General features: G+C 60.1%; 18 protein-coding genes. 13 read left to right on the top strand and 5 right to left on the bottom strand.

Annotated elements, in window-relative coordinates; all coding sequences use genetic code 11:
* Positions 1-20 precede the first annotated feature (20 nt).
* The 4 genes from BLQ12_RS02285 to BLQ12_RS27260 all read right to left on the bottom strand — a co-directional run bounded on the left by BLQ12_RS02285 (position 21) and on the right by BLQ12_RS27260 (position 3724).
* Positions 21-779: a class I SAM-dependent methyltransferase gene (locus BLQ12_RS02285; RefSeq protein ID WP_092207775.1), complete on the bottom strand. Its 759-nt coding sequence runs from the start codon at positions 777-779 to the stop codon at positions 21-23.
* 203 nt (positions 780-982) lie between these two features.
* A complete protein-coding gene (cydB, locus tag BLQ12_RS02280; RefSeq protein WP_092207773.1) occupies positions 983-2002 on the bottom strand; it encodes a cytochrome d ubiquinol oxidase subunit II in 1020 nt (339 codons plus the stop codon).
* A gap of 59 nt (positions 2003-2061) precedes the next feature.
* Complete coding sequence (locus tag BLQ12_RS02275) at positions 2062-3384, bottom strand: cytochrome ubiquinol oxidase subunit I (RefSeq protein WP_092207771.1); 1323 nt, start codon at positions 3382-3384, stop codon at positions 2062-2064.
* 166 nt (positions 3385-3550) lie between these two features.
* Positions 3551-3724: a hypothetical protein gene (locus BLQ12_RS27260; protein WP_175469439.1), complete on the bottom strand. Its 174-nt coding sequence runs from the start codon at positions 3722-3724 to the stop codon at positions 3551-3553.
* A 971-nt stretch (positions 3725-4695) separates the two neighbouring features.
* Here BLQ12_RS27260 and BLQ12_RS02270 point away from each other — a divergent pair.
* The 3 genes from BLQ12_RS02270 to BLQ12_RS02260 all read left to right on the top strand — a co-directional run bounded on the left by BLQ12_RS02270 (position 4696) and on the right by BLQ12_RS02260 (position 7755).
* Positions 4696-5172 carry a ferritin-like domain-containing protein gene (locus BLQ12_RS02270; RefSeq protein WP_092207769.1) on the top strand — a complete coding sequence of 159 codons (477 nt, stop codon included), beginning with the start codon at positions 4696-4698 and terminating at the stop codon, positions 5170-5172.
* 483 nt (positions 5173-5655) lie between these two features.
* Positions 5656-6228 (top strand): cytochrome c3 family protein, encoded by a 573-nt coding sequence (locus tag BLQ12_RS02265; protein ID WP_092207767.1) that lies wholly within the window; start codon positions 5656-5658, stop codon positions 6226-6228.
* A 177-nt stretch (positions 6229-6405) separates the two neighbouring features.
* Positions 6406-7755 (top strand): multiheme c-type cytochrome, encoded by a 1350-nt coding sequence (locus BLQ12_RS02260; RefSeq protein WP_092207765.1) that lies wholly within the window; start codon positions 6406-6408, stop codon positions 7753-7755.
* 102 nt (positions 7756-7857) lie between these two features.
* Here BLQ12_RS02260 and BLQ12_RS02255 read toward each other — a convergent pair whose 3' ends face one another.
* On the bottom strand, positions 7858-8544 hold the full coding sequence (locus tag BLQ12_RS02255) for a Crp/Fnr family transcriptional regulator (protein WP_092207763.1): 687 nt from the start codon (positions 8542-8544) through the stop codon (positions 7858-7860).
* A 262-nt stretch (positions 8545-8806) separates the two neighbouring features.
* Here BLQ12_RS02255 and hcp point away from each other — a divergent pair, with 262 nt between their 5' ends.
* The 10 genes from hcp (at position 8807) to BLQ12_RS02205 (ending at position 19036) form a co-directional block, all read left to right on the top strand.
* A complete protein-coding gene (gene hcp / locus BLQ12_RS02250; protein ID WP_092207761.1) occupies positions 8807-10420 on the top strand; it encodes a hydroxylamine reductase in 1614 nt (537 codons plus the stop codon).
* Between the two features lie 123 nt (positions 10421-10543).
* Positions 10544-11215 carry a hypothetical protein gene (locus BLQ12_RS02245; protein WP_092207759.1) on the top strand — a complete coding sequence of 224 codons (672 nt, stop codon included), beginning with the start codon at positions 10544-10546 and terminating at the stop codon, positions 11213-11215.
* 81 nt (positions 11216-11296) lie between these two features.
* A complete protein-coding gene (locus BLQ12_RS02240) occupies positions 11297-12043 on the top strand; it encodes an ATP-binding protein (protein ID WP_092207757.1) in 747 nt (248 codons plus the stop codon).
* 437 nt (positions 12044-12480) lie between these two features.
* Positions 12481-14445, top strand: a complete 1965-nt coding sequence (gene cooS, locus BLQ12_RS02235; RefSeq protein WP_092207755.1) for an anaerobic carbon-monoxide dehydrogenase catalytic subunit — start codon at positions 12481-12483, stop codon at positions 14443-14445.
* Between the two features lie 159 nt (positions 14446-14604).
* Positions 14605-15027, top strand: a complete 423-nt coding sequence (locus BLQ12_RS02230) for a hypothetical protein (RefSeq protein WP_092207753.1) — start codon at positions 14605-14607, stop codon at positions 15025-15027.
* 26 nt (positions 15028-15053) lie between these two features.
* Entirely contained in the window at positions 15054-15413 is a 360-nt protein-coding gene (locus BLQ12_RS02225; RefSeq protein ID WP_092207751.1) for a cupin domain-containing protein, read from the top strand.
* 28 nt (positions 15414-15441) lie between these two features.
* Positions 15442-16275 carry a 4Fe-4S dicluster domain-containing protein gene (locus BLQ12_RS02220; protein WP_092207749.1) on the top strand — a complete coding sequence of 278 codons (834 nt, stop codon included), beginning with the start codon at positions 15442-15444 and terminating at the stop codon, positions 16273-16275.
* Between the two features lie 10 nt (positions 16276-16285).
* Entirely contained in the window at positions 16286-16498 is a 213-nt protein-coding gene (locus tag BLQ12_RS02215; RefSeq protein ID WP_092207747.1) for a heavy-metal-associated domain-containing protein, read from the top strand.
* A gap of 117 nt (positions 16499-16615) precedes the next feature.
* Positions 16616-17947, top strand: coding sequence for a sigma-54 interaction domain-containing protein (locus tag BLQ12_RS02210; protein ID WP_226860021.1), 1332 nt, complete (start codon positions 16616-16618; stop codon positions 17945-17947).
* A 351-nt stretch (positions 17948-18298) separates the two neighbouring features.
* Positions 18299-19036, top strand: coding sequence for a DUF1638 domain-containing protein (locus BLQ12_RS02205; protein WP_092207743.1), 738 nt, complete (start codon positions 18299-18301; stop codon positions 19034-19036).
* Positions 19037-19069 lie beyond the last annotated feature (33 nt).

The following is a 19069-nucleotide window of genomic DNA, read 5'->3' as shown; positions in this document are numbered from 1 at the left end:
CATTTCGTTAGTCAGGCTTATCAGCCCGCTGCCGAGATGGTGAGGAAGCCGTCGTCGTACAGGGATTGCATGGGGGGATCAAGGTGGGGTGTCAGGCAGTCTGCCACGCTGACGAGGTGGATGGGGTGGCCGATGTCCTTTAGGGTGGCGGCCAGTTTTCGGTAGAGGGGGAGGGTGGCCGCCGAGGGCCTCACCGGGCGGTAGAGGTAGACGAGGGAGACCAGGGAGAGATCCGCGGCGAAGAGGTCCCCGTGGAGCCAGGTGATGCGGTGGTCGGGGATGCCCAGGGCCCTTTGGAAGAGGCGCCCTGCGTCCAGGTGGCCCCGGGAGAGTTCCACCTGCAGGGTGTGCCGGTGGGGGGCCAGGCAGTGCAGGAGAAGTCCCTGCAGGCCGTTTCCGGCGCCGAGGTCGGCCATGCGGGTTTCAGGGGTGATGAGTTCCTTTGCCATGAGAAGGGGCATGAGGCCGCCGGAGAGGCCGTGGAGTCCCTTTTGTTCTTCCAGTTGCTGTTTTTCGTCCTCGGTGTATCCCGCCCCGGCGGTGTGGAGGGTGCGGTAGAGCTCCAGCAGGGCGTACTCCTGCTCTTCCATGTCGCCCTGGTCCCGGGCGGCCGTGAGGTGATCCCGCCAGGTCTCGGCTTCGGGGGCAAGGCGCAGCACCTCGGGGTGGCGGGCCAGGGTGAGCAGGGCCTCTTCAATGGTCTTGACCCCCTGCACCGTGCAGATGGTGGATTGAAGGGCTGCCCGGATGGCGGTGAATCGGTCTGGCAAGGCGTCCATGGTCTCTCCTAAAGGTCAGGGGTGGCTGGAACGTGGCGCTCCTGTAAGGCGGATACATCGTGTCGCACCCAGGGTCATAGCACAGGGAAAGGCCCCTGCAACCAAAAAAGCCCTGCACGCGTGCAGGGCTTTTTTGATGGCTGTTTTGAAGGGGAGGGCCGCTGGCGGCCGGGCCCCGTCCCGAGGGGCGGGGCCTTTGGGCATCAGTGTGCGTAAAAATCCTCTTCCGACACCTTGTGGCTGAAGATGCTGTAGGCCCAGATCTGGTACGCGATGACCAGGGGGATAAAGATGAGCACAACACCCAGCATGATCTTAAGGGTCAGGGGGCTGGAGGAGGCGTTGAAGGCCGTGAGGCTGTTGGCCGCATCCAGGCTGGAGGGAAAGAGGTTGGGAAAGAGCCCGACAATGCCGTAGAAGGTGGCGCCGAAGATGGTGGTGCAGGAGGCGAACCACGCCTTGAACCAGGCCTCTTTGGCGATGAAGAACCGGATGGCCACAAGGGCTGCCACGGTGATGGCGATGATGACAAAGAGCGCGGGCTGGGCGAGGTAGTTGCCGTAAAGGTCCGTTGCGAACCAGCTGGCACCCAGGAAGGTGACGGCGGCCACGAGGAGCACCGGCCAGAGAATACGGGCGGTGCGGATGGTCCGCTGCTGGAGATCCCCTTCGGTACGGATGCAGAGCCACAGGGCCCCGTGCAGGGTGAAGAGGAGCACGAAGAGGACGCCGCCTGCCAGGCCGTAGGGATTTAAAAGGGTCATGAGGTTCCCCTCGTAGACGCCCTCGGCGTTGAAGGGAATCCCCTTGAAGATGTTGGCAAAGGCCACCCCGAAGAGCAGGGCGGGCACAAAGCTGCCGATGAAGATGGTGGTGTCCCAGACACGGGTCCAGATCGGGCTGACGATCTGATCCCGGAATTCAAAGGAGACGCCGCGGATGATCAGGGCAAACAGGATCAGCATCAGGGGCGTGTACAGGGAGGAAAACATCACGGCGTATACCGTGGGGAAAGCGGCAAAGGTGACGCCCCCTGCGGTGAGGAGCCACACCTCGTTGCCGTCCCAGAGGGGGCCGATGGCGGCCACCATGGTGCGTTTGTCCGTTTCGCTCTTGCCGAGGAAGGGGTAGAGGGTGCCCACCCCGAAGTCGAATCCGTCGGTGATGAAAAAGATGGCCCAGAGGAGACCCCAGAGAAAAAACCACGTTGACTGCAAAACCATGTATATGTCCTCCCTAATTCAATTCAGAAGATGTGTGCTGCTTGGGTTGCGATCTTAGCCTATGCTGCTGCTGTGTCCGAGGCAGGTGCGGGACCGGTCTTGGCATGCTTGATCATGAGCCAGAAGCCCACAAAGCCCAGGAGGCTGTAAACCACCACAAAACCGATGAGGCTTCCCAGGACCTGGGACGAGGCCACCGGGGAGGCTGCCTGGGAGGTTTTCATGAGGCCGTAGACAATCCAGGGCTGCCGCCCCACCTCGGTGAGGACCCAGCCTGCCTCAATGGTGAGCAGGGGCAGGGGGATGGCAAGGACCATGGCCGTCAGGAGCTTACGGCTCTCAAGGAGCCTGTTGCGCTTGACAAAGGCCCAGATGGTCAAAAAGATCAGGAGGGTGGCGCTTCCCACCATGGTCCGGAAGGCCAGGGAGGTGATGAGCACCGGGGGTCTTTCGTCTTTGGGGATATCGTTGAGACCGATGATTTCGGCATTGAAGTCGTGTTTGCCGAGGAAGCTGAGCAGGCCGGGGATGCGGCCGAACTCAATGAGGTTACGCTCGTTTTTTTCATCGGGGATGGCCAGGATGAAGGAGGGGGCCCGGGTGGTGGTCTCCCAGTGGGACTCCATGGCAGCCAGTTTGGCGGGCTGGGTGTTGGTGACGTTGACCCCGTGCATGTCGCCGGAGACGGCCACCACGATGGCTGAGAACACCCCGAATATCAGGGCGAGGCGAAAGGCCCGGGTGAAGAGCTCCACGTTCTGTTTTTTCAGCAGGTGCCAGGCGCTGATGCCCATGACCACGAAGGCGCTGTACATGTAAGCGGCCGACAGGGTGTGGGAGATCTCCAGGAAGGCGTATTTCTGGGTGATGACCGCCATGAAGTCGGTGAGTTCGGCGCGGCCGTTTCGGATGGTGTACCCCACGGGGTGCTGCATCCAGGCGTTGGCGATGAGGATCCACACCGAAGAGAGGGAGCCGGCAATGGCCACCAGCCACATGACGGTGGCGTGGGCCTTGGCGGAGAGTTTTTTCCAGCCGAAGATCCAGATGCCGATGAAGGTGGATTCCAGGAAAAAGGCGGCGGTTGCTTCAATGGCGAGCAGGGAGCCGAAGATATCCCCCACATACTCGGAGTAGCGGGACCAGTTGGTGCCGAACTGGAACTCCAGGGTGATGCCGGTGACCACCCCTAGGGCCACGTTGATGAGAAAGAGCTTTCCAAAAAACTTGGTCATGCGAAGCCAGGTCTCATCGCCTGTTTTCGCGTAGCGGGTCTCCATGATGGCCACCAGAACGGAGAGCCCGAGGGTCAATGGGACAAAAAGAAAATGGAACATTGTCGCAGCGGCGAACTGCAGACGGGAGAGCATTACTACATCCATGAATTCCTCCTTACAGCCGGGTCCAGGTCAGTATGTAAGATAAAAAAATAAATAAGCGTTGTATCATAATCCATCAACAGCGACGGCTCCGCCGTACCACTGTCCTCTTACGGGGACAGACGGAATGCGAAGCCATCACCGGGTCGGTCTGTCTGCGGGCACACCGTTAACGCGTGGCCTTTTTTACGTCCAGAATCTCTTTGCATGAGCGGCAGGTATGGGTCTTTTCCACTTCGTCGGAGAAGACCTCGTTGACGGTGCCGCATTTTTTGCAGGTCACTTCGATGGGTTGAATGCTCTTGAAGGGCTCATGCCCGGGACAATGTTGGGTGGTGTTCATGGGTGCCTCCTTTTAAAGTGGCTCTTGGACCATCGTTCATTGTGTGCCGGCGCAGCAGGGTCTTGGTCGGGGCCGCTGTGCCGCTGCATTCAATCAGGGTCGAAACGGGTTCGGAGAACCGGTTGCAAGAAGAAAAGCAAAACATATGCCAAAGGTGTGTGTGCATGAAAGGGACACGGGTACTCATCAGGGCTCAATCAAATAAACATACCGTTACGCGGTGCGGACCGGCGGGGGAAACCAGCAGGGGCCTGTCCGTTTGCCCGACAGGGGAATCATACGGCTTAATGGGGTCCGGTGCAAAGGGAAATTGATTTTTTTGCTGCGATCTCGAAGGGATGGGGCCGGACGGTAGGGGGGCGCCGAGGGGCGTTTGGAGACGGATCTGTCTCGTATTGCCGTGAGACAGGGGTCGCCCTGACGTGATGCGGGACGGCTTTCTTCGGTATTTCAGGAAGGTTGGCAGCTCTGCCCGGCCCTCCCTGGTCGCCTCGTAAGGCGAATCACCAGTCTCCGGAAAGTCCCGGAGGGGAGAAATGTCTCATTTTTCTAATGAATGGAACAGGTGGGGCGTTGTCTGATTCATCGACGGGGATCTGTGGGTTCCGATCCGGCGAAAGGCACCAAAGACAGGGGTGGCCTTGAAAAATAGTCCCCTGACTTGACTTGTCGGGGATAGGAATTATATATGTGTCTGAAACAGGACCAGCTAAATGACGGAATATTGGGCCCTTTGGATGCCTTGTTTCCCCAAGGTGATGGGGGAGGCATTTGAATGCCCTGACCGGGTGGCACGAATTTTGATTGGACACTGTGGTTGAGGGGCCGGTACCCGGCCGGAGCGTGATTCCAGAGCCGGGAGCCCATGTGAATGGAATAGACCAGATATGTAGCGGACGCACCATCGGGTTGTTAACGGATTAAGTGCTTCGTCCCTAACACGTTATCATTTTACCATAAGGAGAAAAGAGATGGGCCTGGGTTTTAATGCAGACGAAATTTTCGAAATGGCAGAGCAGATTGAACGCAACGGCGCCAAATACTACCGCGATGCTGCCGAGGCTGTAACCAACGCTGACGATAAAAGCTTTCTTGTCGAGCTGGCCGCCATGGAAGACGACCATGAAGTGACCTTTGCCGGCCTGCGCAAAGAGCTGAGCGAAGATGACAAAGCCGAGGTAACCTTCGATCCCGAAGGGGAAGCGGCCCAGTATCTCAAGGCCCTTGCCGACACCCGTGTGTTCTACGACAAGGCCATGGACCTCTCCTCCATGGCCGGCATCCTCAAGGGCGCCATCACTGCGGAGAAAGACTCCATCGTGTTTTACCTCGGCATGAAGGACATGGTCTCCGGCAGCCGCGGCAAAGCCCGCATCGACGACATCATCAAAGAAGAGATGAAGCACATCAAGCTTCTTTCCGGCCGTCTTCTTGCCAACGGCAAGTAAGCTGCCCGGGTGCGGGGAACGCTGATTTAGATCCTGGCGTGCCCCGCCGATCCCCCGACGTTGAGACACCTGCTTCCCCGGTACATCCGGTACAAGGGAGCAGGTGTTTTTTTTTGAGCCCCGGAGATCGTTTCCTGAAAAGGGCAGGCCGGACCTCTTCGGGGCGGCATGAGGAGAAGGAGAACTTCTCCTTGAAAAAAAATCGGAAAAAGTATAAATTTTCAAAATGATTATGAATCATGCCTCAACCGGCTTCCTTCACCTCCTCTTTCTCTTCCTGAGATAGACCGCCCCGATCGTTTGGTGTGTGTCTCCTTTGCTCTCGGTGCCGGTTTTCTTCTTCTGCCGGTGGTGTCGTCCCTTTGGCTCCCCCGGTGTTCTCAATGCGTCCGCCATTTATTTTGAACCCACGGAAAGACCGGTCGTGACGCCCTGTAACCCGGGCGGTTGCGTTGCCGGTGACATGCATGAAGGAGGCACGGTATGACCCGACCCGCGTGGCTCAAGGGAAAAACCCCTCTGAAAATCCTGGGATGGGGAGCAGGCTTCGGCATTGTCGCGACGGTGCTTCTTGTGCTTGCCTCAGGGTTTATGATCGAGTCCACCAACACCGATACGTTCTGTGTCCGGTGCCATTACATGAATCCCTTTCGAGACGCCTGGCGGGCGTCCGTGCATGGCGGCACCAACCCAAGGGGGGTGGTGGCCCAGTGTGTGGACTGCCACCTGCCCCATGACAGCTACATCCAATACCTTGTCGTCAAGGCCAAAACCGGTGCCAGCGACTATTACCACAACTTTTTCATCGATCCCTATACCTTTGACTGGGCCGCCAACGCCGAGGAACACCGGCAGTCCTTTACCTTCGACAGCGCCTGCCGGTCCTGCCACATGGACCTGACGCCGCCGGGCATGCGGCGGGGCGGCTTTCTGGCCCACCGCGCCAAGCTGCGCGGCGAAACCGAGAAAACCTGTACCCAGTGCCACCCCCATGTGGGGCACAAGGACATGCTGGATATGGCGGAACGCTATTTTTCCCAAGGCAAGGCCATGTAAGGCCACCGAATCAACGGTGGCCTTTTTTATATGTTTCCTCCGGCCCTTTCAGGGGCGGAGTGGCATCCCGTGTTGACCACAGGCCGGCACGCATTCAGACGTGACGACTGTGGCTGGCTCCCCATGGATTAGACAAGGCGCTTTTTATGCAAACCCAAGCAATGGGAGGAGGTGTTCATGTTGATTTCAGGCAGACGGGTTTTGTTGTGGGTGATGGCTTTTTTGACAGGGGCGGTGGCCCACGGGGCTGCGGAGACCAGCTACCCGGACCTGGGGGCCAAAGAGTTCAGGATCGTCCGGGGATACAGCCAGGAGGCCCTGGCCTGCATCGAATGCCATGCGGCCAAGACCCCCGGGGTGGTGGAGGGGTGGAAGCTTGGGAAGATGGCCCATGCCGGGGTCTCGTGCTACGACTGCCACACCGTTGCCAAGCGGTCCCCCATGGCGTCCCAGTGTGAGGGCATCAAAGGAACCGATACCTATATTTCTCCCATGGTGTCTTCAGGGACCTGCAGCCGCTGCCACCCCGTGGAGGTGGAACAGTTCCAGAAGAGCGGCCACGCCGAGCTGGCCGGGGCTCCGGTTATCGAAAACGAGAAGTTCCTGAAGCTTATGTACCACTACGAAGGGGCCGAGTTCCTGGGCAACCCCCTGGGGTCCTTTTCCAACCGGGCCGCCCGCTCCAGCGGCTGCCAGATGTGCCACGGCACCCAGGTGGAGGTGGGGCCCGACAAGAAGCCCATCAAGGAGACCTGGCCCGGTGGGGTGGGAACCCGTTACCCGGACGGCACCATCGGCAACTGCACGGTCTGCCATACCCGTCATAAATTTTCCATTGCCGAGGCCAGAAAGCCCGAGGCGTGCGCCAGCTGCCACCTGGGGCCGGATCATCCCAACATCGAGATCTATATCGAGAGCAAGCACGGGCAGATGTTCCTTGCCCACGGGGATGACTGGGAGTGGGACAGCGCCCCGGACACCTGGGAGCCCGGGGACTACACAGCCCCCACCTGCGCCACCTGCCACATGAGCGGTATCGGCGAGCTGGCCACCACCCACAACATCAACGAGCGGTTGAAGTGGGACCTGGTGCACCAGCGCAGCGAGATCCGAAGCGGGGTTCGAGGAGACGGGAAAAAGGGTGAGGAGCTCATGAAGAAGGTGTGCGCCAACTGCCACGGAGCCAGCCACATCAAGGCCCAGCGGGACACACTGGACAGCACCGTGGAACTCTACAACCTCTACTGGGACAAGGCCGTGGCCATGAAAGAGGGGCTGAAGGCCAAGGGGCTCTTAAAAGACGACCCCTGGAAAGACGGGTTCCAGGAGCTGATGTACTATCTCTGGCACCACACGGGCCGCAGGGCACGTCACGGCGCTGCCATGGGCGGGCCGGATTACGCCCACTGGCACGGGTTCTTCCAGATTTTCCAGGTCTACAAGGACATGGAGGATCTGTATGATTTCCGGATGAAGGCCAATAAAATTGAACCGTTGAGTCCTGTGATGAGCACCGGGCCCCTTTGATTCCGGGTCCAGCCGGTGAAACGAGGGCGGTGCCGCATGCGGGGCCGCCCTTTTCTTTGTGGCATGCAACTTGCGTATAGAAAACGTCAGGAAGGGCGAAGCCTATAGCTTGCCGTTCTCTGCCAGGGCTTCAATGCGGTCCATATCCAACAGGGTGATCTCCCGGCCGGAGACCCGGATCAGTCCCTCGGCGGCCATTTTGGCCTGGATCCGGGAGAGGGTCTCGGGGATGGTGCCCAGAAGGCTTGCCAGCTGGCCCTTGGAGATGGTGAGGGTCACCCGGTCCCGGTTGCTCTGCTCTTCGGCAAGGAAGAGCAGGTGGGAGGCGATGCGCCCCGGCACCTCTTTCAACGAGAGGTTTTCCACCTGGACGGTGAACTGCTTGAGGCGCATGGACAACACGGCCAGAAGCTTCATGGCAAGGGCGGGTTCCTTGGCGATGAGGCGAATGAAGGCGTCCCTGGGGAAAAAGAGCAGGACGCTTTTTGCCAGCGCGGCCGCACTGGCGGGAAAGGGGATGCCCGCAAAGACGGCCACTTCGCCGATGGGTTCCCCGGGCCCGAAGACGTGGAGGATCTGCTCCTTGCCTTCTGCCGAGGCTTTGAAGACCTTCACCTGGCCCTGGGCGACGATGTAGAAACCGTCTCCGGGATCCCCGTCGGAGAAGATGAGTTCGCCTTTCCGGTAGTTTTTTTGAAGGGCCAGGCCGGCCAGGAGGTCCAGATCATGAGGCTCCAGACCGCTGAACAGGGGCACCGACGCTAAAATGGCGGGGGTCTTTTGGGACATGGGGTCACATCTCTTTCGGGCTGATGGTTTCAGACATTTTTTATCGTTTTTGCATGCTCCTTGACCTAAGTCAAGGCGCGGGGCCAGGGCGATGGGGTAGGTATGAGTCACACACGGAGAAAGCACCCCGCAGGCTATGGGGTGGGCTCTCCGGCATAAAAACGTATATATGACCCTGACGCCTGGTGAAGGAACGTGCCGGCGGGCATGACTCGGGTCCGATAGACACACAACAACCAAAAAAAAGAGCGAGGAGACCAACATGTTTTGTTTTCAGTGTGAGCAAACGGCTAAGGGAACCGGGTGTACCAAGATAGGCGTCTGTGGAAAACAGCCTGAGGTTGCAGCCCTGCAGGACCTTTTGATCCATGCCCTCAAGGGCCTCTCCCTGTATGCGGTAAAGGCCGCCGAGATGGGCCACCGCGATGAGAAGATGGATCTTTTTACCTGTGAGGCCGTTTTTTCTACCCTGACCAACGTGGACTTTGACCCGGCCCGTTTTGTGGAGCTCATCGCCGAGTGCGAGGCATACACCAAGGCCCTCAAAGAGAAGACCGGCCTCAGCCTTGAAGGGGCCTCCTGCACCTGTGCCGGGAAGAGCCAGGCCGAGCTGGTTGCCCTGGGTGAGGGCGTGGGGATCAAGGCAGACCCCACCCTCGATGAAGACATCCTCTCCTTGCGTGAGCTTCTCGTTTACGGCCTCAAGGGGCTCGCTGCCTACGCGGACCACGCGGCCATCCTCGGCCAGAAAGATCCTGCGGTCTTTGCCTTTATTTACGAAGCCCTTGCAGCCACCCTGGACAGCACCCTGGGGGTCAACGACCTGGTGGGGCTCTGCCTCAAGTGCGGTGAGGTCAACATCCGCGCCATGGAGCTGCTGGACGCCGGAAACACCGGAACCTACGGTCATCCCGTTCCCACGGTGGTTCCCCTGGGCGCCAAGGCGGGCAAGGCGATCCTCGTCTCCGGCCACGACCTCAAAGACCTGGACCTCCTGCTCAAGCAGACCGAGGGCAAGGGCATCAACATCTACACCCACGGCGAGATGCTTCCCTGCCACGGGTACCCGGAGCTGAAGAAGTACGACCATTTTTACGGCCACTACGGCACGGCATGGCAGAACCAGGCCAAAGAGTTTGACGCCTTTCCCGGCTCCATTCTCATGACCACCAACTGCATCCAGAAGCCCAAAGAGACTTACAACGACCGTATCTTCACCACCGGCCTGGTGGGATGGCCCGGCGTCTCCCACATCGGCGACGACAAGGACTTCACCCCGGTGATCGAAAAGGCCCTGGCCTCCGAAGGCTTCCCGGCGGACACCGATAAGGACACCGTCATGGTCGGGTTTGCTCGAAACGCCGTCCTCGGCGTGGCCGACAAGATCATCGACGCCGTCAAGGGCGGGGCCATCCGCCACTTCTTCCTGGTGGGCGGATGCGACGGCGCCAAGCCCGGACGCAACTACTACACCGACATGGTGGAGCAGATTCCCCAGGACTGTGTGGTACTCACCCTGGCCTGCGGCAAGTTCCGCTTCTTTGACAAGAAACTCGGCGACATCGGCGGCATTCCCAGGCTCCTGGACGTGGGGCAGTGCAACGACGCCTACTCTGCCGTACGCATCGCCATGGCTCTCGCCGATGCCTTTGACTGCGGGGTGAACGACCTGCCCCTCTCCTTTATCCTCTCCTGGTACGAGCAGAAGGCCTGCGTCATCCTGCTCTCCCTGCTTCACCTGGGGATCAAGGACATCAAACTGGGGCCCTCCCTGCCGGCCTTTATTTCGCCCAATGTCCTCAACGTTCTGGTGGAAAATTTCAACATCGCCCCCACCGGCACCGTTGAAGATGACCTGAAGGCCGCCCTGGGATAAGGGACGAAGGAAGATCACGAGAGTTGATCGGCAAACGTTGACAGGCGCCCCGCACCGAATGAGGGGTGGGGCGCCTTGACAAGGCAACGGGTGGGAACCCGTCCGAACCAAAGGGGGTGTGCCATGAAATGTCCGGGCCAAGATACCCAGTACTGGGGATATGGGGCCATCTTTGAGGCCGACTGCCCCGATTGCGGAGCCACGGTGGAGTTTTTCAAGGACGACACCATGCGCACCTGCAAGGGGTGCGGAAAACGGCTGGTGAATCCGAAGCTCGATTTCGGGTGCGCCTCCTACTGCCAGTTTGCCGATGCGTGCCTTGGGTCTCTGCCGCCTGAATTGCTGGCGGAGAAGCGGAACCTGATCAAAGACCGGGTGGCCGTGGAGGTGAAAAAACGCTGTGGAAAAGACTTTGCAAAGATCGGCCGGGCCGCACGCCTGGCCGGTCACGCCGAACAGATTGCGACCCGGGAGGCGGGGGCGGATCTCGCCGTGCTCCTCTGCGGGGCGTACCTGACAGCGCTCTCCCGGCAAGAGGCCGGGGAGGTTTTTGCAGCCATCGCCGCTCCGGAAGGGCTCGTCACCGAGGTGACGTCCCTGCTTGAGGGGCTCTCCTCCGGGGAGGAGGGGGATGTGAACCGGGCGATCCTTCAGGATGCCTGCCACATCGCCGATGAAGAGGACCGCTGCGGGGGGGAGCCCCTGGGTGAGGCGGCCTTTATGGAAGGGCTGGCCCTTCGGTTGAAAACCGCCGGGGCCGCACACGAGGCTCGCCGAGTCCTTGTTCGCCCGTGACGACGGACCATATTGACGTATCATTGCCGGAACGGCCGCGCTATGCGAGACCCAAGGCTTGCTTATATAAGGGGAATGACCATGAAAATCATGAGAAAAATAATCGAAATCGATGAGGAAAAATGCACCGGATGCGGGCTCTGTGTACCGGCCTGTGCCGAAGGGGCCATTGAGATCATCGACGGCAAGGCCAAGGTGATCAAGGACCTGCTCTGCGACGGGCTGGGGGCCTGCATCGGGGACTGCCCCGAAGACGCCCTGCACATTGTGACCCGTGAGGCCGAAGCCTTTGACGAGGAAGCCGTGCATGCCCACCTGGCCTCCCGGGAAGGCAAGGAAAAAGGCGCGCCGCAGCCCGGGCCCGGACCCGGCGGGGGATGCCCCTCGGCCGCCCTCATGAATTTTTCCGCCCCGTCGGCCTGCCAAAGCGCCAACGTACCCAAGGATCAGGTGTCCGGTGTCTCAGCTTTGTCCCACTGGCCGGTACAGATTCGTCTCATTCCGCCCACGGCACCCTTTCTCAAGGGGGCGGATCTCCTGGTGACCGCCGACTGCGTGCCGGTCTCTTACCCGGATCTGCACACCACGTACCTCAAAGGGCGCAAGGTGATGCTGGGCTGCCCGAAATTCGACGACGCCCAGAGCTACATTGAAAAGTTCCGAGACATTTTTTCCGTGGCGGGTGTCAAGAGCGTCACCATACTCATCATGGAAGTCCCCTGCTGTTCGGGGCTTCCCACCATCGTGAAAAAGGGCCTGGAGTTGTCCGGCGCCGACGTTCCCGTCGAGGTGGTTGTGGTGGCTCTTGACGGAACCATCAAAGGATAGGGGCCGGCACCTTATCGACATATTGTGTAAATGATCCCGGTGGGGTATTCTGAAACATACCCCATCGGCACGAATCATGCAGTCACTTCAGTAAGATCTCCGTATCGGTGACACGGGTGAGGCCATGGAGCCTCTCCTGTTTATCCGCTCGATCTGGTTTGTAGTTCGAATGAGACATGATGTCAGGGACTCGGAAACGATGAACGTGGACATACGGAGGTTGTGGCCGTCTTGGCGATGACAGATGACAACGGTCAGTGATACTGGCTGCATGAGACTGCAACAGCCTTCCCGTTCAATCCTTGTTGATTTCCATGTCCCCCCGAATCCATCGGCCTGCAGAAGCAGGCTCAACACCAAGATCCGGTGGCCGTGCCTCCCCCGTCCAGGTCCCATCCCCGCTCTCTGAAACGGCCGGCCGCCCAGGGGAGAGAGTTATGGAAAAATTGGACAAGACGGTTAAGAAGGCCGTCGCCATTAAAGATGTGACTCAATGTGAAGCCACAGGGCGCATGCTTGAGAAGGCGCGAAGGGACGGTGTCGTTGTGGCCTTTGACCGGGCCGCAGGGATGAAGCCCTGCCCCATCGGAGCGGAATCGGCCTGCTGCAAGATGTGTTACATGGGGCCGTGTCGCCTGAACGCAAGGGATCCCTACGGCAAGGTGGGGGTGTGCGGCGCCACCATCGACACCATCCAGTCCCGGAACCTGGCCCGCATGGTGGCCTCCGGCTCTGCCGCCCACAACGACCACGGCATGGCCGTTCTTGAACTCTTCAAGGGCGTGGCCAACGGCACCATCACCGATTACACCATCAAGGATCCTTACAAGCTTGAGGCCCTCTGCCTCGAACTGGGTCTTGAGATCGAGGGCATGACCATCCAGGAGAAGGCCCTGGCCCTGGCCGACGAGCTGGAGAAGACCTACACCCAGACCGAAGGGGAGATCCCCTTTGTCAAGCGCGTGCCTGCAAAGACCCTTGAAACCTGGCGAAAGCTCGATATCGTGCCCCGGGGTGCCATGATCGAGGTGATGGGCATCATGAGCCGGACCCACATGGGGTGCGACCAGCATTACGAAAACATCACCAAGGCCATCAGCAAGGCAGCCCTGGCCGACGGCTGGGGCGGCTCCATGGTGGCCACGGAGCTCGGGGACATCATGTTCGGGACCCCCTCTCCGGTCCAGGCCGACGTGAACTTCGGGGTGCTCAAGGAGGACCACGTCAACGTCATCGTCCACGGCCACGAGCCGAACCTTTTTGAGTCCATGCTGGTGTCGGTGAGCGACCCCTCCCTGGTGCAGATCGCCCGGGACAAGGGAGCCAAGGGCATCAACCTGGTGGGCATGTGCTGTTCCGGCGCGGAGATGATGTCCCGCCACGGCGTGCCCCATGCCGGGAACTTCATGAGCACCGAGCCCGTCCTGGTAACCGGTGCCGTGGATGCCATGGCCGTGGATATCCAGTGCATCCAGCAGGGGCTGGCCAAGACCGCCGAATTTTACAAGACCCATCTCATCACCACCAACCCCCGCTGCCACATCGAAGGGGCCCGTCATATCGAATTTGAGGAGCACACCCCCAGGGAGTGCACCGACGAGATCGTGACCCTTGCCATCGCCCGGTTTGCCGACCGCGGGGTGGACGTGGAGATCCCTCAGATCATCAACAAGGGGATCCACGGGTTCTCCCACGAGTACATCAACTACATGCTGGGCGGCAGTTTCCGCAGCAGCTATGCCCCCTTGAACGACAACATCATCAACGGCCGCATCCGAGGGGTGGCAGGTGTCGTGGGGTGCGTGAATCCGCGTGTGAAACAGGACTGGGTCCATGTGGAGCTGGTCAAGGAGCTCATCAAAAACGACGTGCTGGTGATCCAGACCGGGTGCTCCCAGATCGCCCTGGCCAAGGCGGGCCTCACCGTCCCCGAAGCGGCGGTCCTTGCAGGGCCGGGCCTCCGGGAGGTGTGCGAGGCGGTGGGCATGCCGCCGGTCCTCGGCCTGGGGTCCTGCGTGGACAACACCCGGATCCTCATCGCCGCCACCGCCATGGTGAACCAGGGCGGCCTGGGGGACTCCATCGCGGATCTGCCGGTGGCCGGTGCGGCCCCGGAGTGGATGAGCGAGAAGGCGGTGGCCATCGGCCAGTACTTTGTGGCCTCCGGCGTGTTCACGGTCTTTGGGGTGGGGTTTCCCACGGTCAAGGAGACCAAGTTCCATGATCACCTCTTCGGCGGCCTTGAAGACCAGGGCCTGGGCAAGTGGGGGGTGACCAAAGACCCCTACGAGATGGCGGCCATGATGCTGGCCCATATCGACAAGAAACGAAAAGAACTGGGCATCGACAAGTCCCGGGAGCGCGTGCTGACGGACATGGCTTCCCGGCGGGAATTGGCCTGATGAGCCTCGGGGTGCAAGGGCGGCCCGAGCCCCTTTGTGCCCCGCGGTTGAGGTGTTGCAAACGGGTTGTCCGGCATCAGCCAGGCAACCCGCCGTATGATGAGAATTTGCCGACACGGGTTGCAAGGGCCCGCGGCACAACCCATGCAGGATAAAGACATGATTTTATATGACGGCATCTACTCCTGGTCGGGGAAGACAAGCACGGGAAAACGGCCGGTAAGCTGGTGGCCCGGATCTTACAGGGTGAAGATTGTCGACCTTTCCGATACCACGCCGGACGGGGTGTTTCATATCAAGCCGGTGATTTGCCTCTTTGCCGATACGGGCAAGGGGTTCAACGTGCGAAATCACTTTCAGTACTTTGCGCAATCCATCTGTCAGGAGTTCGGGTTGCGTTTGAACAAGGTGCTCTGGGTGGAGTACTATCCCGAAGGGCCCACCATGGATGTGGCCACCTTGAACGAGGGGGCCATGGTGGGCAAGGAGAGACTCTACACGGTTCATTGGCGACCCATCCATGAGGACGAAGCCCAGTTGATCGGGCCACATAAGGGGACAACAGGCGGGGCGTTTGCCTGAGTGTACCAGACGAAGGAGTTGAATGTATGAGCGACGAACTGATGAAAAATATCGAGGTGTCCTGTGCCGTGGTCATGAAAGACCTGGTCTCCTATGCGCCGAATCAGGTGGTGAGCCGGACCCTTGCCACCACCCCCGGGGTGGTCATCACCCTGTTTGCCTTTGACGAGGGCGAGGAGATCAGTGCCCACACAGCCCCCGGAGATGCCCTGGTGCAGGTGCTGGACGGCCGGGTGAAGATCAACATCGACGGCACCCTCCTGGAAGCGGGAGCCGGGGAGTCGGTGGTGATGCCCAGGGACGTGCCCCATGCCCTTGAGGCCCTGACCCCGTTCAAGATGCTGCTTACCGTGGTGAAAAAACCGAAAACCATCGGCGCGCTGTGATGCTGCCGCGAAATGAAATGGACTCCGTATGAAGTGGACTAAAGAGGCTGAAACAGCGATCAGGAAAGTTCCGTTTTTTGTCAGGAAGCGGGTGAAGGCCCGCGTGGAGGATGAGGCAAGGGAGTCAGGCGCCGGGGAGGTGACCCTTGAGGAGGTCAACCGGACCCGGGCGCGTTTTTTGAATAAAATGGAAGACGAGGTGGCCGGGTTCCAGGTGGAGGCCTGTTTCGGCGACGGGGGCTGCCCCAGGCAGGCCTGCGGAAGCAAAAGCCTCCAGGAGAAGGTCAGGACCTATCTTGAGGCCCAGGACATCCGGGGGTTTCTTGAAGAGCGGGTGCGGGGCAAGCTCAAATTTCACCATGAGCTGCGTGTGGCCTTTGCCGACTGCCCCAACGCCTGTTCCCAACCCCAGATCCGGGATATCTGCATCATCGGCGCCATGGTGCCGGACGTGACGGAGACCCCGTGCACCCAGTGCGGTGCCTGCGTGACCGCCTGCGCGGAAGGGGCCGTGGCCCTTTCCGAATCCGGGCCTGCCCTTGACATGAGCGCCTGCCTGGTCTGCGGCCGGTGCGTCAAGGTCTGCAAGCCGGGGACCCTGGCCGGGTTTCGCAAGGGTTTCCGGGTTCTTCTGGGGGGGCGGCTGGGTCGCCATCCGCGCCTTGCCATGGAGCTGCCTGGGATTTACGATGAAGAGGCAGCCTTTGAAATTGTCCGTCACTGCGTAGCCTTCTACAAGGCCCGCAGCACAGGCGGAGAACGATTTTCCAAGCTTTTTACCGAGGCTGACTTTCATGAGGTGGTGGTGCGTTTTCGTGACAGGTCGTTGATCGCTGCCGGGGGCTCACGGGCCGCCGGGTGAGGAGGAGAAGATGGCTGAAAGGTGTGAATTGAAAGTGGCCGGCATGAACTGCATGCATTGTGCCGGCGCGGTGACCCGGGCCGTGGAAGCCGTGTCCGGAACCGACAACGTGATGGTGAGCCTCGAAGGGGCCAGCGTCACCTTCGAGGTGGCGGACGACGGCGTGGTGGAGAGGGTGAGACGGGCCATCACCGCGGCGGGGTACTCGGTCACCTCGGTCTGAGGGGACCGGGAGAAAAGGCATGGGCCCACGGCAGGCAGGATGGCGCGGGCCCTTTGCGATGGCAATTGACTTTCCTATCATAATATTCTAACTAAGCTCATTATGAGTGGATTGTCATTGAACAACATAGTCGGCAACGTCAAGAACCTTGAGCGCATCCTCGATAACCTCAGGGACGGGATCGTTGCCCATGATTTCCAGCGCAGGATTTTTTACTTCAACAGTGAAGCCGAGCGCATCACCGGATTCTCCCGGGAAAACGTCATCGGCAGGGATTGCCACGACGCCCTGGGCGGGCCCCTGTGCGGTGCCCGTTGCTCCTTCTGCGGCGAATCCGTGGACCTGGCCGAAACCACCTCCTATCAAACCAACATCGTGACCCGCACGGGGGAGACCCGCAACGTGGAGATGACCGTCTCCATGATGAAGGACGACGCAGAGGAGCCCTTTGGGGTGCTGGCCGTCTTCCGGGACCTCACCGATCTCATTGAGCTGCGAAGGCGTGCCGGTGAGATGGTGAGCTTTTCCAATATCATCGGGCGGGACGTCAAGATGCTCGATGTGTTCCAGCAGGTGCGGGACGTGGCCGAGTACGATTTCCCCGTGCACCTTTTCGGAGAGACCGGCACGGGCAAGGAGCTGGTGGCAGCGGCCATTCACAACGAAAGCCAGCGAGGCGGCGGCCCCTTTGTCCCCATCAACTGCGGGGCCCTTCCTGAAAATCTTATTGAGAGCGAACTCTTCGGCCATGTAAAGGGTGCGTTTTCCGGCGCGGTCCGGGATAAGAAGGGACGCTTTGAGCTGGCCGAGGGCGGCACGGTGTTTCTGGACGAGGTGGCCGAACTCTCCCTTGAGATGCAGGTGAAGCTCCTGCGTTTTCTCCAGGAGGGGACCTTTGAAAAGGTGGGGGGGGAAAAGACCCTGAGCACCAACGTCCGGATTATCAGTGCCACCAACAAGGACCTCAAAAAAGAGGTGAAGGCCGGACGGTTCCGTGAAGACCTCTTCTACCGCCTCAATGTGATTCCCATTATCCTGCCCCCTTTGCGGGAACGGCGCAACGACATCCCCCTTCTCGTGGATCATTTTCTCGACAAATGCACCACGCGCCACGGGCGTAAATCCCCTGATTTTTCCAAAGAGGCCATGAGCCGCATGGTGGCGTATACCTGGCCCGGAAACGTCCGTGAGCTTGAAAACGCCGTCCAGTTCTCCATTGTCCGGTGCAAGGGAAAATCCATAGTGCCCTCGGACCTTCCCATGGAACTCGGTGTGGTGCGCGAAGAGTCGGTGAAACGCGGCCCCACCCGGAAGCTGGAGGATGCCTCCGTTCGGGAGGCCCTGGTCAAGACCGGCGGGAACAAGGCCAAGGCGGCCCGTATTCTGGGTGTCGGCCGGGCGACCCTCTACCGCTTTTTAGACGACAACCCGTCCCTGTCCGACGAGTAAACACCCCACAGACCGTGTGGCGATTTTTTAAGGCGTGCCTTCCTTGAGGGGCACGCCTTTTTTGTTTGCAGCACGGGTGGCGGGCTGGCAGACTGGGGGGACAGGGTTAAAAAAAAAGGTAACTGTTCAGCTTATGCCTCCGGCGACCCTGCCGGTGGCCAAGTTTTTGAAACGTTTGATAAACAGGCTTTAAGAACAAATTCAGGCTAACCTGAATCAAAGGCGACTGTGGTTTTCCCTTAGGAACGAAGGGAAAACCGCAGTCGCACCCTGCTCTCAAGGTGGCACACCTAGCCGCCGGGGGGTGTTTTTTAGGATCTGAATGGTTCCAAAGAACCCGGGAGGCCGGATATGGATACCCCTGCGCCCCGCAGACAGGCGTTTATCGGATGCAGCGTGATGACGGAGGAGGCCACGCACCTGGCCGCCCGGTGTCGGCATCACACCACCTTGTCCTTCATCGAGATGGGGCTGCACGACACCCCGAAGCTCCTTCACACCGCCATTCAGGAGGCTGTGGACCGGGTGGACGAGAGCCATGAAGTCATTCTCCTGGGCTACGGCCTTTGCAGCAAAGGGCTTGCGGAGATCCGGGCCGGATCGATTCCCCTGGTGATTCCCAGGGCCCATGACTGCGTGACCCTGTTCCTTGGGTCTGCCGAGAGGTACCGCCGCCACTTTGCCCAGCGCCCCGACACCTACTGGTATATGCCGGGCAGCGTGGATGGGGGCGAGGTCCGGGGACCGGATCGCCATGCCAGGCTGATCCGGGACTACACGGAAAAATACGGGGAGAAAAAGGCAAAGCGCCTGGCCGAGCTGGACCGACAGTCCGTGGCCCATTACAAGCGGGCCGCTTTTGTTGAGCTGGGGATGACAGACAGCACGGAAGCCCGCCAGAAGACAAAGGATGCGGCCCGCTGGCAGGGCTGGGAGTATGACGAGATCACAGGGGACAAACGGCTCCTGACAGATCTTCTGGAAGGCCCCTGGGACGAGGGGCGGTTCCTTGTGGTGAAGCCCGGCCAGATCATTGTCCCTGTCTATGATGACGAAACCATCCTTGCGGCCAGGGACCCGGAGGCTTAGCAAAGGGGGGCGGTGAATCCGTTGCACGTCCAG

Source organism: Desulfoluna spongiiphila, from assembly GCF_900101345.1.
GTDB classification, from domain to species: domain Bacteria; phylum Desulfobacterota; class Desulfobacteria; order Desulfobacterales; family Desulfolunaceae; genus Desulfoluna; species Desulfoluna spongiiphila.
Note: the sequence above shows the minus strand (reverse complement) of the source record. Positions and strands in the feature narration are given on the sequence as shown.

Coding starts and splice junctions, on each gene's coding strand:
- BLQ12_RS02245 (WP_092207759.1), top strand. CDS start 10,544: ATGAAATGTCCGGGCCAAGATACCCAGTACTGGGGATATGGGGCCATC.
- BLQ12_RS27260 (WP_175469439.1), bottom strand. CDS start 3,724: ATGAACACCACCCAACATTGTCCCGGGCATGAGCCCTTCAAGAGCATT.
- cydB (WP_092207773.1), bottom strand. CDS start 2,002: ATGGTTTTGCAGTCAACGTGGTTTTTTCTCTGGGGTCTCCTCTGGGCC.
- BLQ12_RS02265 (WP_092207767.1), top strand. CDS start 5,656: ATGACCCGACCCGCGTGGCTCAAGGGAAAAACCCCTCTGAAAATCCTG.
- cooS (WP_092207755.1), top strand. CDS start 12,481: ATGGAAAAATTGGACAAGACGGTTAAGAAGGCCGTCGCCATTAAAGAT.
- hcp (WP_092207761.1), top strand. CDS start 8,807: ATGTTTTGTTTTCAGTGTGAGCAAACGGCTAAGGGAACCGGGTGTACC.
- BLQ12_RS02215 (WP_092207747.1), top strand. CDS start 16,286: ATGGCTGAAAGGTGTGAATTGAAAGTGGCCGGCATGAACTGCATGCAT.
- BLQ12_RS02255 (WP_092207763.1), bottom strand. CDS start 8,544: ATGTCCCAAAAGACCCCCGCCATTTTAGCGTCGGTGCCCCTGTTCAGC.
- BLQ12_RS02275 (WP_092207771.1), bottom strand. CDS start 3,384: ATGGATGTAGTAATGCTCTCCCGTCTGCAGTTCGCCGCTGCGACAATG.
- BLQ12_RS02240 (WP_092207757.1), top strand. CDS start 11,297: ATGAAAATCATGAGAAAAATAATCGAAATCGATGAGGAAAAATGCACC.
- BLQ12_RS02260 (WP_092207765.1), top strand. CDS start 6,406: ATGTTGATTTCAGGCAGACGGGTTTTGTTGTGGGTGATGGCTTTTTTG.
- BLQ12_RS02205 (WP_092207743.1), top strand. CDS start 18,299: ATGGATACCCCTGCGCCCCGCAGACAGGCGTTTATCGGATGCAGCGTG.
- BLQ12_RS02225 (WP_092207751.1), top strand. CDS start 15,054: ATGAGCGACGAACTGATGAAAAATATCGAGGTGTCCTGTGCCGTGGTC.
- BLQ12_RS02285 (WP_092207775.1), bottom strand. CDS start 779: ATGGACGCCTTGCCAGACCGATTCACCGCCATCCGGGCAGCCCTTCAA.
- BLQ12_RS02220 (WP_092207749.1), top strand. CDS start 15,442: ATGAAGTGGACTAAAGAGGCTGAAACAGCGATCAGGAAAGTTCCGTTT.
- BLQ12_RS02230 (WP_092207753.1), top strand. CDS start 14,605: ATGATTTTATATGACGGCATCTACTCCTGGTCGGGGAAGACAAGCACG.
- BLQ12_RS02270 (WP_092207769.1), top strand. CDS start 4,696: ATGGGCCTGGGTTTTAATGCAGACGAAATTTTCGAAATGGCAGAGCAG.